Source organism: Thalassospira alkalitolerans, assembly GCF_002115745.1.
In the GTDB taxonomy this organism is placed as follows: domain Bacteria; phylum Pseudomonadota; class Alphaproteobacteria; order Rhodospirillales; family Thalassospiraceae; genus Thalassospira; species Thalassospira alkalitolerans.
Genome location: NZ_JFKB01000015.1, coordinates 58,262 through 81,497, shown reverse-complemented (window position 1 = coordinate 81,497; position 23,236 = coordinate 58,262). Strand labels below are relative to the sequence as shown.

Here is a 23,236-nt window from a genome sequence, read left to right as displayed (position 1 = left end):
GGGAATCCTGAATGTAAACACCGCCTAGGGGGATTGCCCCAATCTAGTGCCTGGAATCTTCGTGCGAACTTATGCTGATGTTGTGTGCTTTACCATGTCATGGTGTGCAGACTTTTGGCCATGGATGATGATGTCTCTGTGGCGGCATTCGTGTGGGCGGCCGATTGCCTTTGTCAAAGATACCTGCAATTCGTTTATCCTGAAATTCCCTTAATCAGGCGAAAAACATCGTGAATTCCGGGGCTTATCAAGTTTCGCGAACTAAACTTTTAATGAGCTTTCTTAAATACATTATCGCGCGATGGTTTAATGGCCGTTTAGTTTCACCATATGAACATACTGGCGCGATTTATGCGCTGGTAATGTCGCGCCAATTAACCGGTACAGCCCACAGATGGCGGTACCGGAAATGGCGTGCGTTAATCTAGATGTGGGGAGTGTTAAGTGGCAACTGTTCAAGCTGTTTCCGATGACAAGGCTGGATTTCTAACCAACCTTCGGGTTCGAACGAAGATATTGCTGGGCTTTACCGTGGTGCTGATTGTTCTGGGCGCGGTATTGGTCTTTGCCTTTTTAAGCTTCGTGACCATTTCCAAAGACATTGACGAATATGCGCTGCATGTCGAAGAAGCTTCCCTTATCGGTCAGATTGAAGCTCGATTCTTGCGCTTTAGCGCCCATGCCCGTGAATTTGCCAATACGGCGCATGAAGAAGACGCCAACCGCGTCTATGAAATTGCGGCTGCTCTTGCGCCCTTGATGGAACAGGCAAAGCAACACTTCACCAATCCGGATCATCAGGCCCGGATCGAACGGATGACGGATGATCTTGCGCTCTATATGCATGATTTTGAACGGTCCAAGGAGCTCAGTGATGAATATCACGGGCTTATCTTGGAACGGTTGGAGCCCGACGGGGTCAAAGTGTTGGAAGACCTTAATACGCTTGTCAGCCATGCCGAAATGAACAGTGATTTCACAATGCTCAAGCAGGTTGTTTCTGCACGTGAACATGCTCTGCTGGCCCAGCTTTACGCCAACATTCTGATTGGTCGCCAAGACAGCAGCTTTGGTGACAAGGCAGCATTTGAATTTTCCGAACTTGAAAAGATACTCAAGTCGATTGAACAGAATGTTCAAAGTTCCGAAGACAGGTTGGTTATTGCGGATGCGATGAAGATGTTTTCTGATCATCGCGATGTCTTTGGTAAAATTCGCAAGGATGAACTTGAAATCGAAGATACGGTAAATGGGGAAATGCGTATCGCGGCACAGGAAATAATTTCTGATGCCGAAAAACTGATGGTCGAAATTACAGCGGTTGAGAAAACCATTTTTGATCGGATGATGGGTGCCGTCGGAACCGCCGAAAAGGATATCCTGATTGCGTCACTGGCTGGCGGAATGATGGGGATCGTGATCGCGTGGCTGTTGGGCAATCGTCTGTCGCATCCGATTGTGGCGATCACCGGGGTCATGCGTCGACTTGCCGATCGTGATTTGGAGGTCGTCATACCGTCGCAAGCGCGCCGTGATGAAATCGGTCAAATGGCCGGTGCGGTTCAGGTTTTCAAGGAGAACGCGATCCACAACAATCAACTTGAAGCCGAAGCCATCGAACAGGAAAAACGTGCCAAAGCGGCACAGCGTGCTTTCATGAACCAGACGGCCGATAGTTTTAACACCAGTGTCGGTCAGATCCTTGAATCTGTTGCCTCGGCTGCGGTTGAATTACAGGCAACTGCGGACAGCATGTCAAATCTTGCCAGTGCCGCATCCAGCCAGACAGCGGCCGTTGCCGCCGCCACCGAAGAAGCCAGTGGCAATGTCCAAACCGTTGCGTCGGCGACCGAGGAACTCAATGCTTCGATCGAGGAAATTAACCGTCAGGTCATCTTGTCTTCGGAAGTCGCACATAAGGCCGTCGAACAGGCACAAGACACCTTTGCCAGTATGCAGGAATTGGTCAACGCATCCGACAGTATCGAAGCCGTGCTGCGCCTGATCTCCGATATTGCCGAACAGACCAATATGCTGGCGCTGAATGCAACAATCGAAGCCTCGCGTGCCGGTGAAGCTGGAAAAGGTTTTGCTGTTGTTGCCGGCGAGGTCAAAAACCTTGCCGTACAATCGACCAAAGCGACCGAGGAAATCGCCCGGCAGGTGGCAAATATTCAGTCCCGAACCGGCGATGCTGTCAGCCGGATCGAACTGATTGGCAAAACAATCAGCGAAATGGACGGGATCGTTTCAACGATTTCATCCGCTGTTGAAGAACAAACCGCCGCCACCCGTGAAATTGCGTTCAATATCGAACAGGCGGCAACCGGCACCACGATTGTCAGTTCAAGCATCGTATCGGTCAGCGATGCTGTGCGCGAAACCGGATCGGCATCGGGCGATGTGCTGAGTGCCGTCACAATGCTGTCGGAAAACTTCACAACGCTTAAGGGCGCCACGGATAGCTTTGTAAGCACCATCCGAGCGGCTTGATATGCTGCCTGCCTAATACAAAACCCCGCCGGTCAACAAATTGACCGGGGTTTTTCATTTCAGGTTATTACGCCCATTTGGGCGGGCACTTACTGACCGGCAAGGGTCAGGCCATCAATCCGAAGGGTCGGGGCATTGGTGCCGTATTTAAATGTCAGGTCATTGGCCGGAACCACGGATTTGAACATATCCTTCAGGTTTCCGGCGACCGTGATTTCCGATACCGGATAGGCCAATACGCCATCTTCGATCCAGAAACCCGATGCACCGCGTGAATAATCGCCGGTCACGCCATTCACGCTGCTACCGATCATCTCGGTGATATAAAGGCCTGATTTGATGCCCTTGATCATGTCCGCGGGTGAAATGCTGCCCGGTTCCATATACAGGTTGGTCGTCGATGGCCCCGGAAGGCTCCCGGCACCACGCGATGCATTGCCGGTTGATTTCAAGCCCAGCTGACGCGCCGACCGCAAATCCATGATCCAGGTTTTTAAAACGCCGTCTTCGATCAGGTGGCGCTTTTGATTGGCAACCCCTTCGGCGTCGAACGGTTTGGACCGAAGACCGCGTTTGCGATGCGGGTTATCAATGATGTTGATCCCGGGGGCAAAGATTTCCTTGCCCATCGCATCCAGCAGGAAACTGGTGCCGCGTGCGATGCCTGATCCGTTGATGGCACCGGCCAGATGGCCAACAATGGATGCTGAAACACGCGGATCATAAATCACCGGCACCTGTGTGCTTTTGACCTTGCGTGGGTTCATCCGTTTCAGGGTCTTTTCCGCGGCCTTTAACCCGATCTCTACCGGATCGCGAAGATCGGTTGAAAAGACGGCGCTGTCATAATCGTAATCGCGTTCCATGCCTGTGCCGGTCCCGGCAATGACGGATACGGAAATGTGGCTACCGCTTCCGGCATAGGAATTGGCAAATCCATTGGTCGCGGCCAGCGTGACCTGATGGCGGCCCCAACCTGCATCGGATCCTTCCGAATTGGTAATGCTTTCGACCGAACGTGCGGCTTCTTCGCACGCGGTCGCCCAGGCAATCAGTTTTTCCTGGCTGACTTCGCCCGGTTCGCAAAGCTCTAATGCCTCAACATCAAATATTTTGGCCAGTTCAGACGGATCGGCAATGCCGCAGAACGGATCTTCGGGCGCATTTTTCGCCATGGCAACGGCGCGTTCGATCAACTCGTTCAACGCGCTTTCGCTGGTATCGGATGACGATACAACCGCCTGCTGTTTGCCAATCAGGACACGAAGGCCAAGGTCGGCACCCTCTGAACGTTCAAGTTTCTCCAACTTGCCCAGTCGCTGGGATACTGACAAAGATGTTCCTTCGACATAAACGGCATCCGCATCATCGGCACCGGCCTTTTTTGCGCGCGCCAAAAGGTCAGTGATGCGATCAAGTGTCATGTCGGTTTTGGGCATGGAAGCTTCCTTTGAACGGAATGTGGTTTCCTATGGTTATAGGCAGGCTGATCGCTTTTCGCAAAGGGAACCACCCGATCTTTTGCAATCATTCCCAATGTGGGACGCAATCGGCTATAATGACCGGCAGGAAAGACACGCAATGCTGGCGTGAAATCAAAGATGGATGATGGCGTTGAAAAATGTCGCGATGATCAGGTTTGCGCGATCACTTTTGGCCGGTTTTGCCGGTGTGTTTTTATGCGCTACGGCTCTGGCCGATGAAATACCGGCTGATCATGTTGTTGCCAATCCGGTAACCGCCAGTGATCTCTATCGCGAAATGCGTGTTCAGGCCGGGCAAAATGCGGCGCTGAACCGCCATCAGGTGCTGGTGGGGGATTTTACCTGTGATAACGTCAATGATCAGATTGTCGGCTGGATGGATCGCGATAACCCCGACGGGCCGTTCTTTGATGTTCTGATGGTAACCCGTCATGGCGGGAACCTGCATTCGGAACTCAAACAAATTCCGTTCGAACAATCTGAACAATATGCCCTTTGCATTGACGATAAAACCGCCCCGCCGGTCATGAGTTGGCAAATCAATGAAACCGACTTCATGCGCGACGTGATCGGCGATGGCGAGCTGTGCAATATCGCGATCCGCATCGACGATTTCATGTGTGACGCGCCGCAATTCTTCTGGTCGAACACACCGGCTGGCAATGGCGAACACTGGATGTTCTTCCGCAATTGAGCCAGATAGCCACGAATAATGTCATGCGCAGGTATTATGCGCATTGTTGCGACCAAGGCGTTACGTAAGGCGACCAATGTAAGTCTTGAGGCTGAGCTTTTGAAAATGGCGAAAAAGCTTGGAATAAACATTTCACGCAGCGCAGAAGAAGGTTTGCACGAAGCTGTTGCCAAGCGTCAGGCGGAACTGTGGAAACAGGAAAACAGGGCCGCAATTCAAGCAAGCAACGCCTATGTTGAAAACCATGGAATTCCGCTCGCCGCGCACCGAAAATTCTGATGGCGCGGTATGATATTTATAATTCGCAGTGAGTTTTGCTGCCTCAGTTCATTGCAACGGTTTCAATTGCTGAACTGGGCGCGAAAGTCGGTGAGGTTTCAGAACAAATTGTACTCACCGACGCACTCGACATGGTTTTCAGGGAATTAATGGGTCCTGACCCTAGTCTTTCCAAATCTTCTTGCCGCTGCCCGGAAGGCCATAGCGTTCCCATTTGGCATCAACGCGATCAATGATCTTGTCATCCATATAGATTTTTTCGCCCCATTCACGGTGGGTTTCAGGCGGCAGTTTATTGGTGGCATCAAGCCCCAATTTGCCGCCAAGGCCGCTTTCGGGCGATGCGAAGTCAAGATAATCAATCGGCGTTTCGGTGACGGTGGTGATATCGCGCACCGGGTCCATGCGGGTTGAGATTGCCCACATCACGTCTTTCCAGTCTCGCACATCAATATCGTCATCCACGACAATGACGAATTTGGTATACATGAATTGCCGCAGGAACGACCAAACCCCCATCATCACGCGCTTGGCATGGCCCGGATAGGCTTTCTTCATCGACACAACCGCGATGCGATATGAACATCCTTCGGGCGGCAACCAAAAATCGGTGATTTCGGGGAATTGCTGCTGCAAAAGCGGCACAAACACATCGTTTAAGGCCTCGCCAAGGACCGATGGTTCATCTGGCGGGCGGCCGGTAAAGGTCGACAGGTAAATCGGATTTTTGCGCATTGTGATTGCGGTGATGGTAAAGACCGGGAAATCCTCGACCGAATTATAATATCCCGTATGGTCGCCATATGGCCCCTCGGGCGCGTATTCATCAAGTGACACATAGCCTTCCAAAATGATCTCGGCGGTGGCCGGAACTTTCAGCGGCACGGTCTTGCAATCGACCAGTTCAACCTTTTCCCCGCGCAGGAGCCCGGCAAACTGATATTCAGACAATGTATCGGGAACCGGGGTAACGGCGGCTAAAATCGTACCCGGATCGGCACCAAGTACGATGGCGGCAGGCAACGGATCGCGTTTTTCCTTTTTCCAGCGCGCATGATGCTGCGCCCCGCCGCGATGTTTCAGCCAGCGCATGATCGCCTTGTTCTTGCCCAGCACCTGCATGCGATAAATGCCAAGGTTAAACACGTCGCGCTTGTCGCCGTTTTTGTCGTTGGCGGTTGGCCCCTGTGTGACCACCAGCGGCCAGGTAATCAGTGGGGCCGGTTCATCGGGCCAGCAGGACTGGATGGGTAATTTCGACAGATCAATATCGTCGCCCTCAAGCACGATTTCCTGACACGGCGCATTCTTGACCGTTTTGGGCTTCATCGCCATCACGGTTTTGGCCAGTGGCAGCATCGAAAACGCTTCTTTAAGGCTGCCGGGTGGTTCGGGCTGTTTTAAAAACGCCAGCGTTTCACCGACTTCGCGCAATTCTTCGGGTTTGCGGTTCATGCCTGCCGCAACGCGGTCGACCGTGCCAAACAAATTCACCAGAACCGGCATGTCGTATTTTTTGCCGTCTTCGCCAATAACATTTTCAAACAGAACCGCCGGGCCGCCTTCGGCCAGCAATCGGGTTTGGATTTCTGTCATTTCCAAAACCGGCGATACCGGCTCGGACACGCGTACCAGACGACCGGTTTTTTCCAGATCATCCATGAAGTCGCGAAGCGATTTATAAGGCATAGGCACCTGACACTGACTGTGAAACGGATCTGATTGTCTTCATACGCCGACCAACCGGTCGCGACAACCTTGGTGTTTTAGATATAGAAATTGAAATTCCATCCTGCATTCCCCAAATCATCATGGGATGCTGCGTTGCATAATTTATCGGTTTTGGTCGTGGCATCATTTAGTTATACAATGACACTGAAATAGAGTCGCGCTGCACCACCCGGCGCGGCACATCGAATTCACAAAACATGTAAGGACGCACAGATGGCCAAATATTGGGTTATCGGGGGCACCTATCAGGATACCGGTTTCGATCAGCCCATCGGCGAAGAAACCAAGGTCGGTCCGTTTGGCAGCTTCGAAGACGCGGAACAGCAATGGTCGAAAATGGCTTGGCAGTCGGTTGACGATGCCAATTCACGGTATCGTATTGAACGCCTCGAAGAATACTGGGTTGTCGGTGGCGAATACGAAACCACCGAATTTGAAACGCCAGTCGGTGGCCAGGAAGAACGCCATGGCCCGTTTGCGACTTTCGATGATGCCGAAAAAGCCTGGTCAAAATTGGCATGGCAGAATGTTGATAACTGCAATTGCCGTTATCGCGTCGTCGAAGGTTAAGCCAGATCGGGCTAAACATGTTTTCTGTTTCTGATGCGCAGGCGATCCTTGATCCGGCCTTGCGCGAACAGATTGAAAAACATCCACGCGCGCAGGACCTCCTGCGCGCGTTTTTGTATCCCTATGACGCGCCCGATCATGATTTTCTGTTTGGTGACGGCATCGTTTCCCCGTTGCCCCGCGATAGCATTGCCGATCGTATCGCGGGCCGGACTCCGGTTTTGGCAATCGGATCAAACCGCGCGCCGGTCCAATTGGCGCGTAAGTTCAGCCCGCCACATCATCATGAAAACCTGCCGGTCACCATGGGCTGGATGGCCCATCATGATGTTGTGTATTCCGCTCATATCACCGGCTATGGCGCGTTGCCTGCAACTCTTGCCCCGTCACCGGGCACGCGGGTGCGGATGGCCGTAACCTGGCTGACCCATGATCAACTTAGCCATATGCATGCGACCGAGGCCGTTCCGGCGCATTATCGTTATCGCCAGCTTGCCGGGCATGATGTCGTGCTTGATTGCGGCGTCACGGTGGATCACGTCGGAAGTTATCAATCGGCAATGGGCTGGGTTTTTAACGGTGATGATGTTTTTGCCCTGTCGGCGATCAAGGCGTCAAACCGGCGTTTTGCCACGGCAAGCCAATGGGACATGATCCAATATATGGCGCGCCGGGCTGGGATGGTTGCCCGGCCTGAATTTGTCTTGCGCCTGATGGATGATCCGGTCTTTCGTCAAAGCCTTGCCGGGCCGCGATGACCGGGGGCGGGTTTAACGGCTGCGGTCTGGTAATAACTGCCAGACCCGGGTGAATTTTGTGTCGGTATCCTCGACCGCCACATCAACCGGTACATCATAGGTTTCAAGTTCATCGATGTTATGCGTCGGGGCATAGGTCCGACCCGGGTCGGCCAAAATCACCCGCGCGCCAAGGCGGGCTTCATTCATCAACCATTGCAGCACCGCATCGGCCATGTCTTGCTGATAGCAAACATCACCGGCAAAAATCACATCCCATCGCCGGGTTGTCGATTGTGTGCCGACAAAGTTTTCCGTTGTCGTGTCAAATTCGACGTCATTGCGCGTCGCATTTAACCGCGTTGCCGTGATCGCCACAGGATCGATATCATTGGCCAAAATGCTGTCAGCCCCGGCCATGACACAGGCAATTGCCTGCATGCCGCCACCACAGGCGAAATCAAGCACCTTTTTGCCGCGCACCAGTTCCGGGTGATCAAGGATATAGCGCGTGATCGCCTGTCCGCCGGGCCAGGCAAACGCCCAATAGGGTGGCGGGATATCAAGCACGCCAAGGATATCCTCGGTCGCCTGCCAAAGCGGGGTGATATGCGTTGCCAGATACATCTCGATTTCCGGTGCCAGCGGCACACGCGCCGGAACTGTATAGACATCGATCAGATCGGCAAAACGCGGATCATCGACCTCGGGAACCAGGGCATCGGCGAAAACATTTTCAATCATCATGGACCCGTGTTGGCGAAAGCTGTTGGGCGGGGCTTACTTGCTTTGCACGTCGGGGGCAAGCGAAGTCGCATCGGGTTTTTGCCGTTCAGGATTGTTTCGCCCAAGATAAAGCAGAATGTCGCGCGGTTTTGCCTTGGGTATGTCGGGGCCCATATGAAGTTGCGCGCCGCGCACCAGCGCAATTACCAGCGGTGTGTCGCCCTGAAGGGCAATAAAGTCGTCTCTGCCAAAGCCATCGGTCAGTTTGGTTTGACGAATTTCCGCACCATTGCGGAATGCGGCGCGAATGTCATCGGTGGTCAGCGGTTCAGAGAAAAGCGACAACCCGCCCAAGGTCTGACTGTGGCGTTTGGGATCTTCGGGCGACCCATGCATGCCGGTTTGGAAAACTGCACGGCGGCCAAATTCCGGTGCAAAATCAGTACAAACCAGTGTGTTATAAGCATCATTATCCGTCGCGGCGATCAGTTTGCCTAATGACGTGGTATCAAGATGGTGTTCGAATACTTCCGACAGGACTTCACCATAATAGGTGGTCAGGCCGGCTTCGCGTGCCGGGCGCAGGCTGTGCCATCTGCTGTCGGCAATGACCACCGGAATGTCAAGTTCGGCAAACCGTTTGGCAAGGTCGATCGTCCATTGATGCGCCCCGACAATCAAAACGCCGGGTGGCCCCTTGACCGCCAGATCAAGATGGCGGGCCATCGGGCGAATGGAAAATCCGTGCAAGACGACGGTTGAAAACACCATGGCAAAGGCCAGCGGGATCAAAAGTGCCCCATCGGCATAGCCAAGATGGACAAGCTCGGTGCCAAACAGGCCCGATACCGCAACCGCAACAATCCCGCGCGGTGCGATCCAACCGACCAAAAGGCGCTCTTTCCAGCTGACCTTGGAAAAACTCAATGACCCGATGACCGAAACCGGACGCACGACAAACAGCATTACGACAACAAAAAGCCCATGGCCCCATGTCAGTTCGGCAATCATCGACCATTCAAGCGTCGCGGTCAGGATGATAAACACGCTTGAGACCAAAATGATGGTCAGGGTTTCTTTGAACCGGCGGATTTCATCGATTGCCATCAAATGGGCATTGCCAATGGTAAGGCCCAGAACGGTTACCGCCAAAAGCCCGGTTTCTTCCTGAATTTCATTGGCCCCGGCAAAGCAGGTCAAAAGCACGCCAAGCACAAGTGGCGCTTTGAGGAATTCCGGTATCCAGCCACGCTTGAAAACCTGAACCGTGCCAATACCAAAAACAAGGCCAATCGCAACGGCAACTAATATCGTAATCGCCAGATGGCCAATGGCGGCGGCAAAACCGTTGCCATGCTGGCTTGCGGCAATCACTTCATAGGCCAGAACGGCAAACAGCGCCCCGGTCGGGTCGTTCACGATGCCTTCCCATTTCAAAAGCGTTGCCGGGCGTTTGGACAATCGCGCATGACGTAATAATGGCGCAATAACAGTTGGCCCGGTCACAATCATAATGCCGCCAAACAGGGCGGCGACCGGCCATGACAGATCGGCAAGGTAATGGGCCGCCCCCGCGCCAAGCAGCCAGGCCACAAGCGGTGCTACCGTGGTCAAGCGGATGACACCGCTGACACTATGTGTCAACTCGCGAAAATCAAGCGCAAGACCACCTTCAAACAAAATGACCGCGACGGCAACCGCGACAAGGGGCTGCAACAACGGGCCAAAATCCGTGACAGGGTCAATAAGCCCGGTTCCCGGCCCAACAACCAATCCGACAACCGACAATAAAACAATGCCCGGAATCCCGGCGCGCCAGGCAATCCATTGCGCCCCGACACCGGTCAGGATCAGCGCAGCAATCATCAGGGCAAGTGATGCGGTCATAGGCCATCTTTCTTAAAAGGACGACAAAACAGTCAATTGGGGGCAGGGTGAACCGTTGCAACCGTAAAGCAGAGTTTTCTAGGTGCAGACCCCAGGCCCAGACCGTAGGTGGGGCCTTTAAGACGCGACTTCCATAAGGTTGGCAACAATAATCGCCACCAAAACCAACAAACCGAAATCGCGGTTTGATTTAAACCGTTTCAGGCAGTTGGCCGCATCGTCAAGTTTGACCGTCGCAACCTGCCAGGCCAGATGCAGACACGCCAGCGCCAGAAGCGGGAAATAAACCCAGTGTAATCCCGCCAGCAGACCCGAAACGCCCAGCAACAGCGTGGTAACCGTATAGAACCCCATCGCCCATTGTGGCGTGGCATCGCCCAAACGCAGTGCCAGTGATTTCACCCCGATCTTGATGTCATCTTCCTTGTCCTGATGGGCGTAAATGGTGTCATAGCCCAGCGTCCAAAAGAACCCGGCGATATACATCACAATCGCCGCCGGTGCGACGCTGCCGGTGACCGCGGCCCAGCCGACAAGCGCACCCCAGTTAAATGTCAGGCCCAAAACCGCTTGTGGCCAATAGGTAATGCGCTTCATAAACGGATAGGTAATGATCAGCGGCAAGGAACAAATGCCGACAATGATTGCCTCGATGCGAAATTGCACCAAAATCGCCAATCCGATCAAAAGCAACAGACCAAGGAACGCGAAGGCCTGCCAGACCTTGACCTGACCACTGGGGATCGGGCGGGTGGCGGTGCGTTCGACCTTGCCATCAAAATTGCGATCCGCCAGATCATTTACAACGCATCCCGCGCCGCGCATGATCAGCGCACCGATGGCAAAATAAACCATCATCAAGATGCTTGGTGTATCGTCACTTGCCATTGCGGTTGACCACCAGCAAGGCAAAAGTAAAAGCCACGTGCCAATTGGACGATCAAGACGTGCCAGTTTAAGATAGGGGCGGGTCGCCACCGGGGCAAAACGATCAATCCAGCCATCTTTTGGCATATCGTTTTTCGTGTTTTGTATCGGTTGGTTGACCTGTGTCATAATCGACCTATGTAACGCCTTAACAAACTGAACTTCGCCGGAAAACGGCTTGGGGACATATATGACAGACGACGCCATCCGCGCCCGGCAACGGCTTTTCGTTTCCGATCCTATCACGCCGGGATGCGAGATCGAACTCGCGCCTGAACAGTCTCATTACCTTGAACATGTGATGCGCCTCAAGCCCGGAACGCCGATCAAGATTTTTAATGGTCGTGATGGCGAATGGCTGGCGACCATTGCACATCTTCGTAAAAAGAAGGGCACGCTGGCCGTTGACCGGCTTTTGCGCGATCAGATTGTTGAACGCGGGCCGATGCTTGCCTTTGCCCCGATCAAAAAACAACGTCTGGATTTTCTGATCGAAAAGGCGGTTGAAATGGGGGTTGGTACCCTGCAACCGATTGTGACCGCCCATGGCATTACCGACAAGGTGCGCCTTGATCGCTTGCACGCACAGGTGATCGAGGCCGCCGAGCAATGCGAACGGTTAACCGTGCCGGAAATTGCGCCGCCGGTAAAATTGCTCGATTGGCTGTCAGACTGGCCGGAAAACCGGCATTTATTGTTCTGTGATGAAACCGGATCAGGCTCACCAATTGGTGAAGTGCTAAGTCAGCTATTGGCAAAGCGTGCTGGCTCGGCTATCGACAACGTCAATGTTGTTAACCATGCAATCGTGATTGGACCCGAAGGCGGCTTTAGCGCCGACGAAATTGAACGCATCCGCAAACAGTCTTTTGCAACGCCTGTAAGTCTTGGTCCGCGTATCCTGCGGGCTGAAACGGCGGCAATTGCGGCTTTGTCCGTGTTTCAGGATCGTCTTGGCGACTGGTCAAAAACGCCCGTCACGAGAGATCAGGGGAAGCCCTTATGACTGTCAGCGCCTCCACCGGCGATAGCCCGATTATCGAAAGCCGTCGTCAACTTGTCGAATGGTTTGAATCCGGCTGTAAACCGAAAAAAAACTGGGCCATCGGCACAGAACACGAAAAATTCGCTTTTACCCGTAACGACCTTCGCCCGATCCCTTACGAGGGCAAGGCCGGGGTCAAAACCCTGCTAACCGCACTTGTCGAACGCTTTGATTGGGAACCGATCATTGAAAACGGCAACATCATTGCGCTTACCAAGGACAAATGTTCGGTATCGCTTGAACCGGGCGGACAGATCGAATTGTCCGGTGCGCCGCTTAAAAATATCCACCAGACTTGTAGCGAAGTTCATCAGCATCTGCATGAAATCCGCGAAATTTGCGGCGATATTGATGTCGATATGCTCGGTGTCGGCCATCAACCGAAATGGTCGCGCGAAGATATCCCCTGGATGCCCAAGGGGCGTTACGCGATCATGCGTGACTATATGCCAAAGGTCGGCAGCCTTGGCCTTGATATGATGCTGCGCACCTCGACCATTCAGGTCAACCTGGATTTCGAGAGCGAGGCCGATATGGTCAAAAAATTCCGAACCTCGCTGGCCTTGCAGCCGGTTGCAACCGCCCTGTTTGCCGCGTCCCCGTTTGTTGATGGCAAACCCAGCGGCTATCTGTCGGCGCGATCCCACGTTTGGACTGATACCGATCCGGATCGCTGTGGCATGTTGCCGTTTGTGTTTGAAGACGGTTTCGGCTTTGAACGCTATGTCGATTACATGCTTGATGTGCCGATGTATTTTGTCTATCGCGATGGCAAATACATCAATGCGGCGGGCAAATCGTTCCGTGATTTCATGGCGGGCAAGCTTGACGTTCTGCCCGGCGAACGCCCGACGATGAACGATTGGGCCGATCACATGACGACGGCCTTCCCCGAAGTGCGCCTTAAGACATTCCTTGAAATGCGTGGTGCAGATGGCGGCCCGTGGAAACGCATCTGTGCGCTTCCGGCGTTTTGGGTTGGTCTGCTTTATGATGGCGCGGCATTGGATGCGGCCTGGGATTTGGTCAGCGACCTTTCCCCGGCGGAACGCGAAGCTCTGCGCAATGATGTGCCGCAAACGGCCCTTGCGACCAAATTCAAAAACGGCACGGTTCAAGATTTGGCCAAGGACGTTCTGGCTGTTTCCAAACAGGGGCTTAAGGCCCGCGGGCGCATGGATGCCTATGGCGATGATGAAAGCCATTTCCTTGATGGCCTCGAAGACGTTGCCGAAAGTGGCCGGACGCTTGCCGAGGAATTCCTCGATAAATACGAAACCGAATGGAACGGATCAGTCGATCCTCTGTTTAAGGAATATGCCTATTAGGGCGATATCAAAGGCGGTGAAAATCTCACCGCCTTTTTTCTTAAGATCCTGCTGATAAAGGAAGTTCTGCTGTTATGACGACCAAAGCCAACCCTTGCGAAACCATGTCGGATGTTCGGGCGAATGTGGATCGGGTTGATCGGCTTCTGGTCGCATTGATGGCCGAACGGTTGAACTATATCGAACAGGCCGCCCGCATCAAACCAACCCGCGATGCGGTGCGCGACGAAGACCGCATCGAAGACGTGATCACCAAGGTCCGCGCTCAATGCGCCCTTGATGGCTTTGATCCGGATATGGCAGATCGGATGTGGCGGGCGATGATGGAAGATTTCATCGCCCACGAATTCGTCAAATACGATGATTTGCGTAAATAGGCTAATCCCACCCTGTCCCTTGTCAGAACAGAACATTGGACTAATGGCATTTCGCGTATCGCGGTAAAACCGCATTTTTTCAAGACTGTGGCTTTGCGCGAACGACAATTTGCGCCCATATTCGGGAACGGCAAAAGGTAATTGCCAGCCGGGTTCCCGCCCCGGTCAGTATGTTTTCTGACACGGAGGATTTCTATCGTGACCAATCTTGCAACAACCCGTACCGAACAGGACACCATGGGCAGCATTGATGTGCCTGCGGATCGGTATTGGGGGGCGCAGACCCAGCGATCTACACAAAATTTCCGCATTGGTGGCGAACGCATGCCCGATGCCCTGATCCGGGCTTTTGGCGTGCAAAAACTGGCGGCCGCACGCGCCAATGCCGCCCTTGGCAATCTTGACGCCGACCTTGCCAAGGTGATCGAGGCCGCAGCGCGTGAAGTCGCCGATGGCAAATTGCTGGATCATTTCCCGCTTGTCGTCTGGCAAACCGGAAGCGGGACGCAGACCAACATGAATGCCAACGAGGTCATCGCAAATCGGGCCTGTGAAATGCTTGGCAAACCGATGGGCATGCGTGATCCCGTCCATCCTAATGATCATGTCAATCGTGGGCAATCGTCAAATGACAGTTTCCCCGCCGCCATGCATATCGCCGCCGTGGTCGAGATCGAGGAAAAGCTGAAACCGGCCCTTGCCCATCTGCGAAGCGCCCTTGATGCCAAGGTCGAAGCATTTGCCGATATTGTTAAAATCGGCCGCACCCATATGCAGGATGCCGTACCCCTGACATTGGGGCAGGAATTTTCCGGCTATGCCGCGCAAATTGCCCTTGGCCTTGATCGTATTGACGATGCCTTGGTCCGTCTGCGCAAACTCGCACAGGGCGGCACGGCGCTTGGCACCGGGTTAAACGCACCCAAGGGGTTTGACGTCGAATTTGCCAAACAGGTTTCCGATTTGACGGGCCTGAAGTTTGAAACGGCGGCCAATAAATTCGAAGCCCTGGCCGCCCATGATGCCTGTGTTGAGATGTCGGGCGTCATGAATGTATTGGCGGTCTCGCTAATGAAGATCGGCAATGATATTCGTTTGCTGGGGTCAGGGCCGCGGTGCGGTTTGGGCGAATTGGTTTTACCGGCCAATGAACCGGGATCATCGATCATGCCGGGCAAGGTTAATCCGACCCAGGCCGAGGCATTGACCATGGTCTGCGCCCAGGTGATCGGCAATCACGTTGCGGTGACGGTTGGCGGATCAAACGGTCATCTGGATTTGAACGTGTTCAAGCCGGTGATCATTTACAACCTGTTGCAATCGATCCGTCTGATTGCCGATGCTTCGGTCAGTTTTGCCGATAATTGCATTGCCGGGCTTGAAGCCGATCAGGAACGGATTGACCATTATGTTGATCAAAGCCTGATGCTGGTCACCGCCTTGGCGCCGCATATTGGCTATGACAATGCCGCCGCCGTTGCCAAAAAGGCCCATAAAGACCGCAGTAGCCTGAAAGAAGCGACCATCGCGCTTGGCTTCCTGGACGGGGCAAAGTTTGATGAATTGGTCCGTGCGCGCGATATGATCTGATCTTTGATGATCTGATTTTGGGGGATCGAACCGTCCCGGCCATCAACCGTTATGGACAGGCATATGCCGCGTTCAGCATGGCCGGGACGATTGCCCGATGAAATGGCATGATCGTTCCCAGATACGCCCGCCCCAAAAGGTTATGGCGCTTGATCAGGGTGATCGCACGGATCACCGTCTGATCACCGGCAAATTGTTCGATTTCAACCACCAGCCGGAAATCAAGATGCCGGTCATTCATGCCCAGTGTGATTGATGTATCGGCGCGTGTGATCACCGGGAAAATTCCGATTTGGTCCGTGCGGGAATTGTCATTCGCACCTGCACCCGCTTTGTCTGCCTCATGCCCGTTCTCATTAACGCCGGGTTTTAAGCCAAACGGCCGCACGACAATATTACGAAGCTGCATCAACGGGGCGATCCAGCCCGGTTGGGACAGGATGATGTTTCGGGCGGCGTTTTCGGGGCTAATGCCGGGATCGGATGTGGTAATCGCGAAACTGTCTGCCCAGTCGGCATCGGGAAGTGATGCATGGGGCAGGGATACCGGGGTGGCAGTTGCATATGGCACGTGGGTATCCTTGATCAGCCTGTTCGACGCCGGGGATGTTGCCCTGAATAGCCCCAAACGACAATGATTTATGTCATTGTCGCGCCGGTTGATTTCGGGCATACCACAATCATGTCGTCAGATGTTCGCCCAATGCCGTTTCGCATTTCGACCCGGACCGCTGGTTATATCCTGCGCGTCTGGTTTCTTGCGTTCGTCATGTTGATGGCCGGGGTGACCCAATCGGGTTTCATCACCGCCTTGCTCGGCGGACAGGGTAACGGGCAACTAACCGCGATTTCGGGTGCCCTTGCCACACCGGGCGGCGATGTGATCCTGATCTGTACTGGCGACGGCATTCGTGCGGTGGCAACTGGTGATGGTTCGCCGTTACCTTCTTCTTCACCGTCGCAAGGTCATTCAACCGGGCATGGGTTTTGTTCGCTATGTGCATCCCATCACGGGGCGGTGGCAAGTTTCATCGCACCGCTTGGCGTGCCGGTTTCGGTTGTTCAGGACGCGGAATATGCACAGGCGCGCCTGATTGCCACGCGCATGACCCGGGCGCGCACCCGCCATTCACGGGCACCACCGGTTTCCATCTGATTTCCCGATAAACCCGAAATAAAATTACCGGTATGGCGCAATCATCCCATGCCGGTTCCAGATGGAAACGACGATCATGAAAAAACTGTTTGCTGTTATCGCGGCCCTTGCCGGTTTGTTTGCTGCCACACAGGCCTTTGCGGCCGATATCGAAGTCAAGGATGCCTGGGCCAAGGCATCACTGGGCAAGGTGCCCAACGGGGCGGCGTTCTTTACCATTGAAAACCACGGCATGGCGGATCGCGTGATCGGCGTGACCTCCGATCTGGCGGATAAGACCGAATTGCACACGCATCTCATGGAAAACAACGTCATGAAGATGCGCGAAGTCCAAGGCGGGGTCGAAGTGCCGATGCATGGCGATCTGATGTTCAAACCCGGAAGCTACCACGTCATGCTGATTGGCTTGCACAAACCATTGGTCGAAGGCGAAAAAATCAATGTCGTCCTGACCTTTGAAAAGGCCGGTAATGTCCCGGTGACCGTCGATGTCATGGGTACGATGTCCAAAGGCCCGCATGGCGACGCTGGCATGGACCACGGCAATATGAAAATGGATGACCCGGAACATAAAGGTCACTGATCCGACCGGTTCCAAAAGGCATCATAAAATGCAGGGGGATGGTTTGCGCCATCCCCCTTTTTTCGTCATGATGGCCATCACTGATAACTCCCGATAACCAAGTGCGGCAGGGAAATGCCATCATGTCCGGCGATATCACCATTGATCAATTGATCGAAAAACTCGGCCTGCAACCTCATCCCGAAGGCGGTTATTACGCCGAAACATTTCGCGCAGGCGAAACCTGTAATCCGGGGCATCGGTATCTTGGTGCGCGGTCAACCGGCACGGCGATTTATTACTTGCTAACGCCCGATACGTTTTCAGGAATGCATATCCTGACCAGTGACGAGATTTTCCACCATTATCTTGGTGATCCGGTCGAACAGTTGCAATTATTTGACGATGGCAATCATCGACGGGTCGAAATCGGCAAGGATCTTTTGGCCGGGCAAAAACCGCAAATGATTGTGCCCAAAAATGTCTGGCAGGGTGCGCGCCTGAAACCGGGCGGCACATTTGCTTTGCTCGGTTGTACCGTCGCACCGGGATTTGATTTTGCCGATTTTTCAATGGGCAAGCGTGCCGGTCTGATCGCCAAATGGCCCGGCGCCCGCGATATGATTGCCGCTCTGACGCGTGATTGATCGTTGTGTTGGTCTGATTTGAAAAAATCAGGGGCTGCATTAAATAAAGGCAGCCCCCGTATCAACCGGCGCGCCTATTTGCTTCCGGCAAAGCAGGCACTGGCCGCAAAGGCGTAATTGGTCGGGTCAATCACATGTGCGATGGCATTGATCGCGCAATATGCCGATGCAACCGATCCTTCCTGCCAACCGGGAAGGTAGCTCCAGGTGTCCCCGGCGCAATAGAACCGGCTGTCCTTGGCAAAGGTTGTGATCTGTTCGTAAACCGATGGGGTTTCCGTTGCTGTATCGGATGCCCAACCGCCGACCTGATGGGGCATATACTGCCAGGCAATCGACATGCCGTGATCGACCTTATCGGCATTGCCCGGATGCAATAGCGCCAAGCCCTTGCGAGCGGCTTCAAGCCGTTGCGAATTGGTCTGTTGGGCATATTCGGCGGCTTTGGTACCCCGGTTATACGCCCCGGTCAGAATGCCGGTATGGGCGGTGAAATCTTCGGATGGGTACCAGATTTGCCCGATATCATCGGTGGTCCAGGAAATGCCGCCGTAAATTTCGTCTTCGGTTTCCCAGAAACGTTCCATACCTTGCCAGCCGACCTTGATCGCAGGGGTCCAAAGGTTCGGCGTTGGATCGTCGCTCCCCCATTCGCCGGTAATCGAAAATGCTTCAAGCCCTTGTATGAACGCTTTGGGGGCCATCGGATAATCCAGCACATCTTTTAACAAAGATGGTGCCATCGACGAGATGCAGAAGTCAAAATGGCTGCCGCCTTGTTTCAAAGGCTTTCCGTCTGAGTTATATTTCACATATGTAACCCCGACGCCATTGTCCTGGACGCGGATTCTCTCGGCCGCCGTGCTTAATGATACAAGATCGCCAACCCGTGGGTCCGCTCCGGCATTTTTACGGTCACCGTGGATGCGTTTATCAATGGCACCGGATGGAATTTTTTGCAGTAAAAGCTGCTGCCAAATTCGATCCATTCCGCCAATCGGCTGCATCAGGGTCGGCTGCCAGTCGATATTGAACCCGTTAAACAGGAACGATCCCGGTGACAGTTCAGGATTGGCAGTCGAATCTCCGATGAATTGCGAATTCAGGATGTCATTCAGGCTTACTTGCGGGCGTAATTTGCCCCCATCACGCCAGCCCCCCGGCACGTCTTCGAAACCACCGCGTGGTGTCCCGTCAAAGCGACCGTTTTTACCAAGATCGCCAAACAGCAGATACAGGTTTTCAAGCTGCTTCTTCTCCTCTTTGGAAAGCGTCCGTCCCTGCAACATGCAGCCTTCCTGAATGGTCGCATACATCATTTCGGCCATTTCGCCGTAAAGATTGTATGTGACCTGTCCCATCGAAACGGGGTGACCGTTATCGTAAGTCGGGCTTTGCATCAGGTTGGACATCGACTGGAAAATATAGGTTTCCAGATCGACCCCGATTTCCTGACACAGGGCAATCAGATTGACATGGTTGGATGGAATTCGACCGGGCCCTGCATTAAGGAATAATTCGACCGGATCCCCCTGATAACCGGCCTTCTTCCATTTATCGTCCATGAATGTACAGGTTTGAAGTTCCGGTGCCGGGCTTTCCGGGCGTTCGTGATAGCTGTCGGCATACATCGCCGGAAACAGGCTGGTATCCTGATAGGCGTCAAACCACCATTCTTTGTATTGCGGGTTTGACGGGCGTGCCGTCAGGCTTCTGCCGCCGTATCGGCTGTCAGCTTCAAATATTGCAACGCTAAACCCGGCATTGGCAAGCTTGTAGGCCGCGGTCAGCCCCGCAACCCCCGCGCCAATGATCGCAACAGACCTTCCTTTACCAAACTCTGGCGGCAAGTCCGGCATTGTTGTTTGATAGGCAGCCTGTGCCGCGCGAAAACCGGTTAATAAGGATGGCGCCGCATAGGCACCGGCCAAAGCCGTCATGCCCCGTAAAATTGCTCGGCGTGAAAATGTATGTTTTGATCCCGACATTGCTTTTTTCCCTTTTCCAATGCCAGATCATTTCAACCCAAAAAGGTATCTATTGATACTTACCACTAAGGGTGGTTGTTTATATGGTTGTATAGTAAAATTGTTTATTAACTCTGGATTGTTTTCGAAGGGTGTCCAGAACACTTGAAAATCCGGCCCGGTTCAGTCGGAAAGCACAACGGTTTCTTGACGTGTGAATGAATTTCGGGCGCAATCAATTATCATCAATTTTGCAATAGGATTTCCTGAAATGCCGCTTGATGCATGGTTGTTTTTCATCGTCACGACATTTTTCGTGTCGATTGCGCCCGGCCCGAACAACATGTTGGCGATGTTTAACGGGGCGCGTTATGGCATGCGGGCGTCTGCAATTGGCGGGATCGGGCGATTGGTTGCCTTTACCCTGATGATTACCATTACCGCCATGGGGCTTGGTGTCATCCTTGCGGCAAGCGAGATTGCATTTTCGATCATCAAATGGGGCGGGGCGGCTTACCTGATCTATCTTGGTCTGAAAAGCTGGTTTGCAAAAGTGCACAGTGATGACCGCGCCACAGATGAAACCGGTATTTTCATGGCATATCCCGGTGCTGCGGGGCTTGTTCGGGCCGAATTCCTGACGGCGATTGGCAATCCCAAGGCGATCCTGTTTTTCACCGCCCTGTTTCCACAGTTTCTGGCCCCCAATATGGCCTATGGCGAACAGTTCCTCGTCATGGGGATTACATTTATCGCGTTGGAAGGGACTGTATTGCTGGCCTATGGCCTGATTGGCGGGCAGGTAAAGGGGCTTATTCGATCGGCCGGTCATATGCGCTGGCTTAACCGGATCAGCGGGGCGTTGCTGATGGCGGCCGGTGTGATGCTGGCGCTGACGGATCGGTCGCGCAGCACGACTTGATTAGGGTCAGGTGCCAATACCTTGAAATGCGCAGGGGCGCAGCTTGTTAAAGCGCGCCCCCTTGCTCCCTTGTCTACCCGGATATCCGGGCGATCGCCTGTTCTCAGGCGATTTCTTCGACCCGATGGCACGCCACCTCGCGGCCTTCGAAATTACGCAGTTCCGGGCGGACCTGTGCGCAATGTTCGTTGGCGAACGGACAGCGTTTATGAAACGCACAGCCCGATGGCGGATTGATCGGTGAAGGCAGCTCGCCGCTCAGCGGCTCTGCCTTGACGCGATGTGCCGGATCGATCTTTGGTGCCGATGCCAGAAGCGCCCTTGTATAGGGATGCAACGGTTTGGCAAAGATTTGTTCGGTTGGTCCCTTTTCCGCAACGCGCCCCAGATACATCACCATGACGTCATCGGCAATATGACGAACGACAGAAAGATCGTGCGAGATGAAGACATAGGCGACATTCATCTCTTCCTGAAGGTCCATCATCAGGTTCAAAACCTGAGCCTGGACCGACACGTCAAGGGCCGAAACCGGTTCATCGGCAACGATGACTTTCGGTTCAAGGATCAATGCCCGGGCAATCGAAATACGCTGGCGCTGGCCACCGGAAAACATATGCGGATAGCGGTTGTAAAATTCCGGACGCAGGCCAACCTTGGCCATGATTTCGCGCACCCGTTCTTCGCGCGCCTTGCGACCCAGATGATCCATGTTCAGCAACACCGGTTCGCCAAGGATCTGACCAACCTTTTTACGCGGGTTCAGCGACCCATACGGGTTCTGAAAGATCATCTGAACCGTGCGGCGAAACATTTTGGCATCTTTGTCGCCAAGATTGCCCACCGGTTCGCCGTTGATTTTAAGCGCGCCCGAACTTGGCTTTTCAATCAGGGTCAACTGACGGGCAAGGGTTGATTTGCCACAACCGGACTCGCCGACAACCGCCAGTGTTTTCTTGGCTTCAAGCGAGAAGGAAACACCATCAAGCGCCTTGACCATCGCACTGGGTTTGCCAAGGCCACGGCTGACTTCATAGTGACGGACAAGATCATCGGATTCCAGTAACGGAACACCGGGTTTGGTCTCAAGGAAGCTCATTATGCCATCCCCCCGGTTGTTTGGTCGGCTGGCTGGCCGGTTGGAATACCGTGGTCATCAAGCGGATAGAAACACCGAACATCACGGCCCTTATAGTCGCTGACATCGGGGCGGGCTTTGATGCAATGATCATTGGCATAACGACACCGCGGTGCCAGCAAACAGCCCACCGGACGGTCATGTTGGCCCGGAACCACACCGGGAATGGTGCGCAGGCGATCATGGCCTGCGGACCGTTCGGGCAAGGCTTCAAGCAATGCCTGGGTATAGGGATGGCGCGGGGCGGCAAAAATGCTGTCGGCCGGGCCACTTTCAAACAATTGGCCGGCATACATCACCTGAATGCGGTCTGCTGCCTCGGACACCAGTGCCAGATCATGGGTAATCAGGATCAGGCCCATGTCACTGTCGTCTTGGAGTTTAAGCAACAGGTCGATGATCTGGGCCTGAATGGTCACATCAAGGGCGGTGGTCGGCTCATCGGCAATCAACAGGCGCGGATTGCACGCAATCGCCATCGCAATCACGATACGCTGGCTCATGCCGCCTGATAATTGATGCGGATAGGCGGTCATGCGCGATTTGGCATCTGGAATGCCAACCTGATTCAAAAGATCAAGCGTGCGTTCGCGACGTTCCTTTTTCGACCCACCCTCATGGACCTTAAGGGCCTCCATGATTTGGGCTTCGACGGTAAAGCACGGGTTAAGGGCGGACATCGGATCCTGAAAGATCATGCCGATCTCTTTACCCGTAATCGCCCGGCGCTTGCGCGGCGACATCGTCAACAAATCCTGACCGTCAAAGGTCAGGCTGTCGGCGGTGACACGACCGGGAAAATCGATCAATCCCATAACAGCAAGCGAGGATACGGATTTACCCGATCCCGACTCACCAACGATGCCAAGAACTTCGCCGCGATCGACGGAATAACTGACGTTATCAACAGCACGGAACGGCTTGTCTTCAGAGCCGAACTCGACGGTTAGATTTTTAACTTCGAGAAGAGCCATGA

General features: G+C 53.8%; 22 protein-coding genes. 13 read left to right on the top strand and 9 right to left on the bottom strand.

Going from position 1 to position 23,236, the window contains the following annotated elements:
- Positions 1-444: 444 nt before the first annotated feature.
- Positions 445-2,493 (top strand): HAMP domain-containing methyl-accepting chemotaxis protein, encoded by a 2,049-nt coding sequence (locus tag TALK_RS17960; RefSeq protein ID WP_085620527.1) that lies wholly within the window; start codon positions 445-447, stop codon positions 2,491-2,493.
- A gap of 89 nt (positions 2,494-2,582) precedes the next feature.
- Here TALK_RS17960 and TALK_RS17955 read toward each other — a convergent pair whose 3' ends face one another.
- Entirely contained in the window at positions 2,583-3,932 is a 1,350-nt protein-coding gene (locus tag TALK_RS17955; protein WP_085620526.1) for a TldD/PmbA family protein, read from the bottom strand.
- A 166-nt stretch (positions 3,933-4,098) separates the two neighbouring features.
- Here TALK_RS17955 and TALK_RS17950 point away from each other — a divergent pair, with 166 nt between their 5' ends.
- Both TALK_RS17950 and TALK_RS17945 read left to right on the top strand, forming a co-directional pair.
- Positions 4,099-4,671: a hypothetical protein gene (locus TALK_RS17950; protein WP_211274844.1), complete on the top strand. Its 573-nt coding sequence runs from the start codon at positions 4,099-4,101 to the stop codon at positions 4,669-4,671.
- Positions 4,672-4,707: 36 nt separating this feature from the next.
- Positions 4,708-4,950, top strand: coding sequence for a type II toxin-antitoxin system CcdA family antitoxin (locus TALK_RS17945; RefSeq protein WP_085620525.1), 243 nt, complete (start codon positions 4,708-4,710; stop codon positions 4,948-4,950).
- Between the two features lie 162 nt (positions 4,951-5,112).
- Here TALK_RS17945 and TALK_RS17935 read toward each other — a convergent pair whose 3' ends face one another.
- Entirely contained in the window at positions 5,113-6,639 is a 1,527-nt protein-coding gene (locus TALK_RS17935; RefSeq protein ID WP_085620524.1) for a UbiD family decarboxylase, read from the bottom strand.
- A gap of 255 nt (positions 6,640-6,894) precedes the next feature.
- Between TALK_RS17935 and TALK_RS17930 the strand changes: the two genes are divergently transcribed.
- Together TALK_RS17930 and TALK_RS17925 are read left to right on the top strand one after the other, a co-directional pair.
- Positions 6,895-7,251: a DUF4170 domain-containing protein gene (locus TALK_RS17930; protein ID WP_085620523.1), complete on the top strand. Its 357-nt coding sequence runs from the start codon at positions 6,895-6,897 to the stop codon at positions 7,249-7,251.
- 17 nt (positions 7,252-7,268) lie between these two features.
- On the top strand, positions 7,269-8,009 hold the full coding sequence (locus TALK_RS17925; RefSeq protein ID WP_085620522.1) for a hypothetical protein: 741 nt from the start codon (positions 7,269-7,271) through the stop codon (positions 8,007-8,009).
- A gap of 12 nt (positions 8,010-8,021) precedes the next feature.
- On the opposite strand, the gene TALK_RS17920 is transcribed toward TALK_RS17925, so the two are convergent.
- The 3 genes from TALK_RS17920 to ubiA all read right to left on the bottom strand — a co-directional run bounded on the left by TALK_RS17920 (position 8,022) and on the right by ubiA (position 11,657).
- Positions 8,022-8,735: a class I SAM-dependent methyltransferase gene (locus TALK_RS17920; RefSeq protein WP_339861718.1), complete on the bottom strand. Its 714-nt coding sequence runs from the start codon at positions 8,733-8,735 to the stop codon at positions 8,022-8,024.
- 33 nt (positions 8,736-8,768) lie between these two features.
- Complete coding sequence (locus tag TALK_RS17915; RefSeq protein ID WP_085620520.1) at positions 8,769-10,601, bottom strand: cation:proton antiporter; 1,833 nt, start codon at positions 10,599-10,601, stop codon at positions 8,769-8,771.
- Positions 10,602-10,718: 117 nt separating this feature from the next.
- Positions 10,719-11,657, bottom strand: coding sequence for a 4-hydroxybenzoate octaprenyltransferase (gene ubiA / locus TALK_RS17910; protein ID WP_085620519.1), 939 nt, complete (start codon positions 11,655-11,657; stop codon positions 10,719-10,721).
- 61 nt (positions 11,658-11,718) lie between these two features.
- On the opposite strand from ubiA, the gene TALK_RS17905 reads away from it, so the two are divergent.
- The 4 genes from TALK_RS17905 (at position 11,719) to fumC (ending at position 15,868) form a co-directional block, all read left to right on the top strand.
- Positions 11,719-12,534 carry a 16S rRNA (uracil(1498)-N(3))-methyltransferase gene (locus TALK_RS17905; RefSeq protein WP_085620518.1) on the top strand — a complete coding sequence of 272 codons (816 nt, stop codon included), beginning with the start codon at positions 11,719-11,721 and terminating at the stop codon, positions 12,532-12,534.
- Entirely contained in the window at positions 12,531-13,901 is a 1,371-nt protein-coding gene (locus tag TALK_RS17900) for a glutamate--cysteine ligase (RefSeq protein ID WP_085620517.1), read from the top strand. The genes TALK_RS17905 and TALK_RS17900 overlap by 4 nt, the downstream gene beginning before the upstream one ends.
- A gap of 74 nt (positions 13,902-13,975) precedes the next feature.
- Positions 13,976-14,278, top strand: coding sequence for a chorismate mutase (locus TALK_RS17895; protein WP_085620516.1), 303 nt, complete (start codon positions 13,976-13,978; stop codon positions 14,276-14,278).
- 198 nt (positions 14,279-14,476) lie between these two features.
- Positions 14,477-15,868, top strand: coding sequence for a class II fumarate hydratase (fumC, locus tag TALK_RS17890; RefSeq protein ID WP_085620515.1), 1,392 nt, complete (start codon positions 14,477-14,479; stop codon positions 15,866-15,868).
- A 49-nt stretch (positions 15,869-15,917) separates the two neighbouring features.
- Here the strand turns inward: fumC and TALK_RS17885 are convergent, their stop codons facing one another.
- Entirely contained in the window at positions 15,918-16,439 is a 522-nt protein-coding gene (locus TALK_RS17885; protein ID WP_169715071.1) for a DUF2867 domain-containing protein, read from the bottom strand.
- 63 nt (positions 16,440-16,502) lie between these two features.
- Here TALK_RS17885 and TALK_RS17880 point away from each other — a divergent pair, with 63 nt between their 5' ends.
- From TALK_RS17880 to TALK_RS17870, 3 genes are all read left to right on the top strand, one after another.
- A complete protein-coding gene (locus tag TALK_RS17880; protein WP_139833875.1) occupies positions 16,503-17,024 on the top strand; it encodes a DUF2946 family protein in 522 nt (173 codons plus the stop codon).
- A 76-nt stretch (positions 17,025-17,100) separates the two neighbouring features.
- On the top strand, positions 17,101-17,607 hold the full coding sequence (locus TALK_RS17875; protein WP_245830026.1) for a copper chaperone PCu(A)C: 507 nt from the start codon (positions 17,101-17,103) through the stop codon (positions 17,605-17,607).
- Between the two features lie 122 nt (positions 17,608-17,729).
- A complete protein-coding gene (locus TALK_RS17870) occupies positions 17,730-18,233 on the top strand; it encodes a cupin domain-containing protein (protein ID WP_085620511.1) in 504 nt (167 codons plus the stop codon).
- A gap of 74 nt (positions 18,234-18,307) precedes the next feature.
- Here TALK_RS17870 and TALK_RS17865 read toward each other — a convergent pair whose 3' ends face one another.
- Positions 18,308-20,221: a flavin monoamine oxidase family protein gene (locus TALK_RS17865; protein WP_085620510.1), complete on the bottom strand. Its 1,914-nt coding sequence runs from the start codon at positions 20,219-20,221 to the stop codon at positions 18,308-18,310.
- Between the two features lie 250 nt (positions 20,222-20,471).
- Here TALK_RS17865 and TALK_RS17860 point away from each other — a divergent pair, with 250 nt between their 5' ends.
- Positions 20,472-21,122 (top strand): LysE family translocator, encoded by a 651-nt coding sequence (locus TALK_RS17860; RefSeq protein ID WP_085620509.1) that lies wholly within the window; start codon positions 20,472-20,474, stop codon positions 21,120-21,122.
- 103 nt (positions 21,123-21,225) lie between these two features.
- On the opposite strand, the gene TALK_RS17855 is transcribed toward TALK_RS17860, so the two are convergent.
- Positions 21,226-22,221: a peptide ABC transporter ATP-binding protein gene (locus TALK_RS17855; RefSeq protein ID WP_085620508.1), complete on the bottom strand. Its 996-nt coding sequence runs from the start codon at positions 22,219-22,221 to the stop codon at positions 21,226-21,228.
- Positions 22,221-23,234, bottom strand: coding sequence for a dipeptide ABC transporter ATP-binding protein (dppD, locus tag TALK_RS17850; RefSeq protein WP_085620507.1), 1,014 nt, complete (start codon positions 23,232-23,234; stop codon positions 22,221-22,223). The genes TALK_RS17855 and dppD overlap by 1 nt, the downstream gene beginning before the upstream one ends.
- Positions 23,235-23,236: the final 2 nt, after the last annotated feature.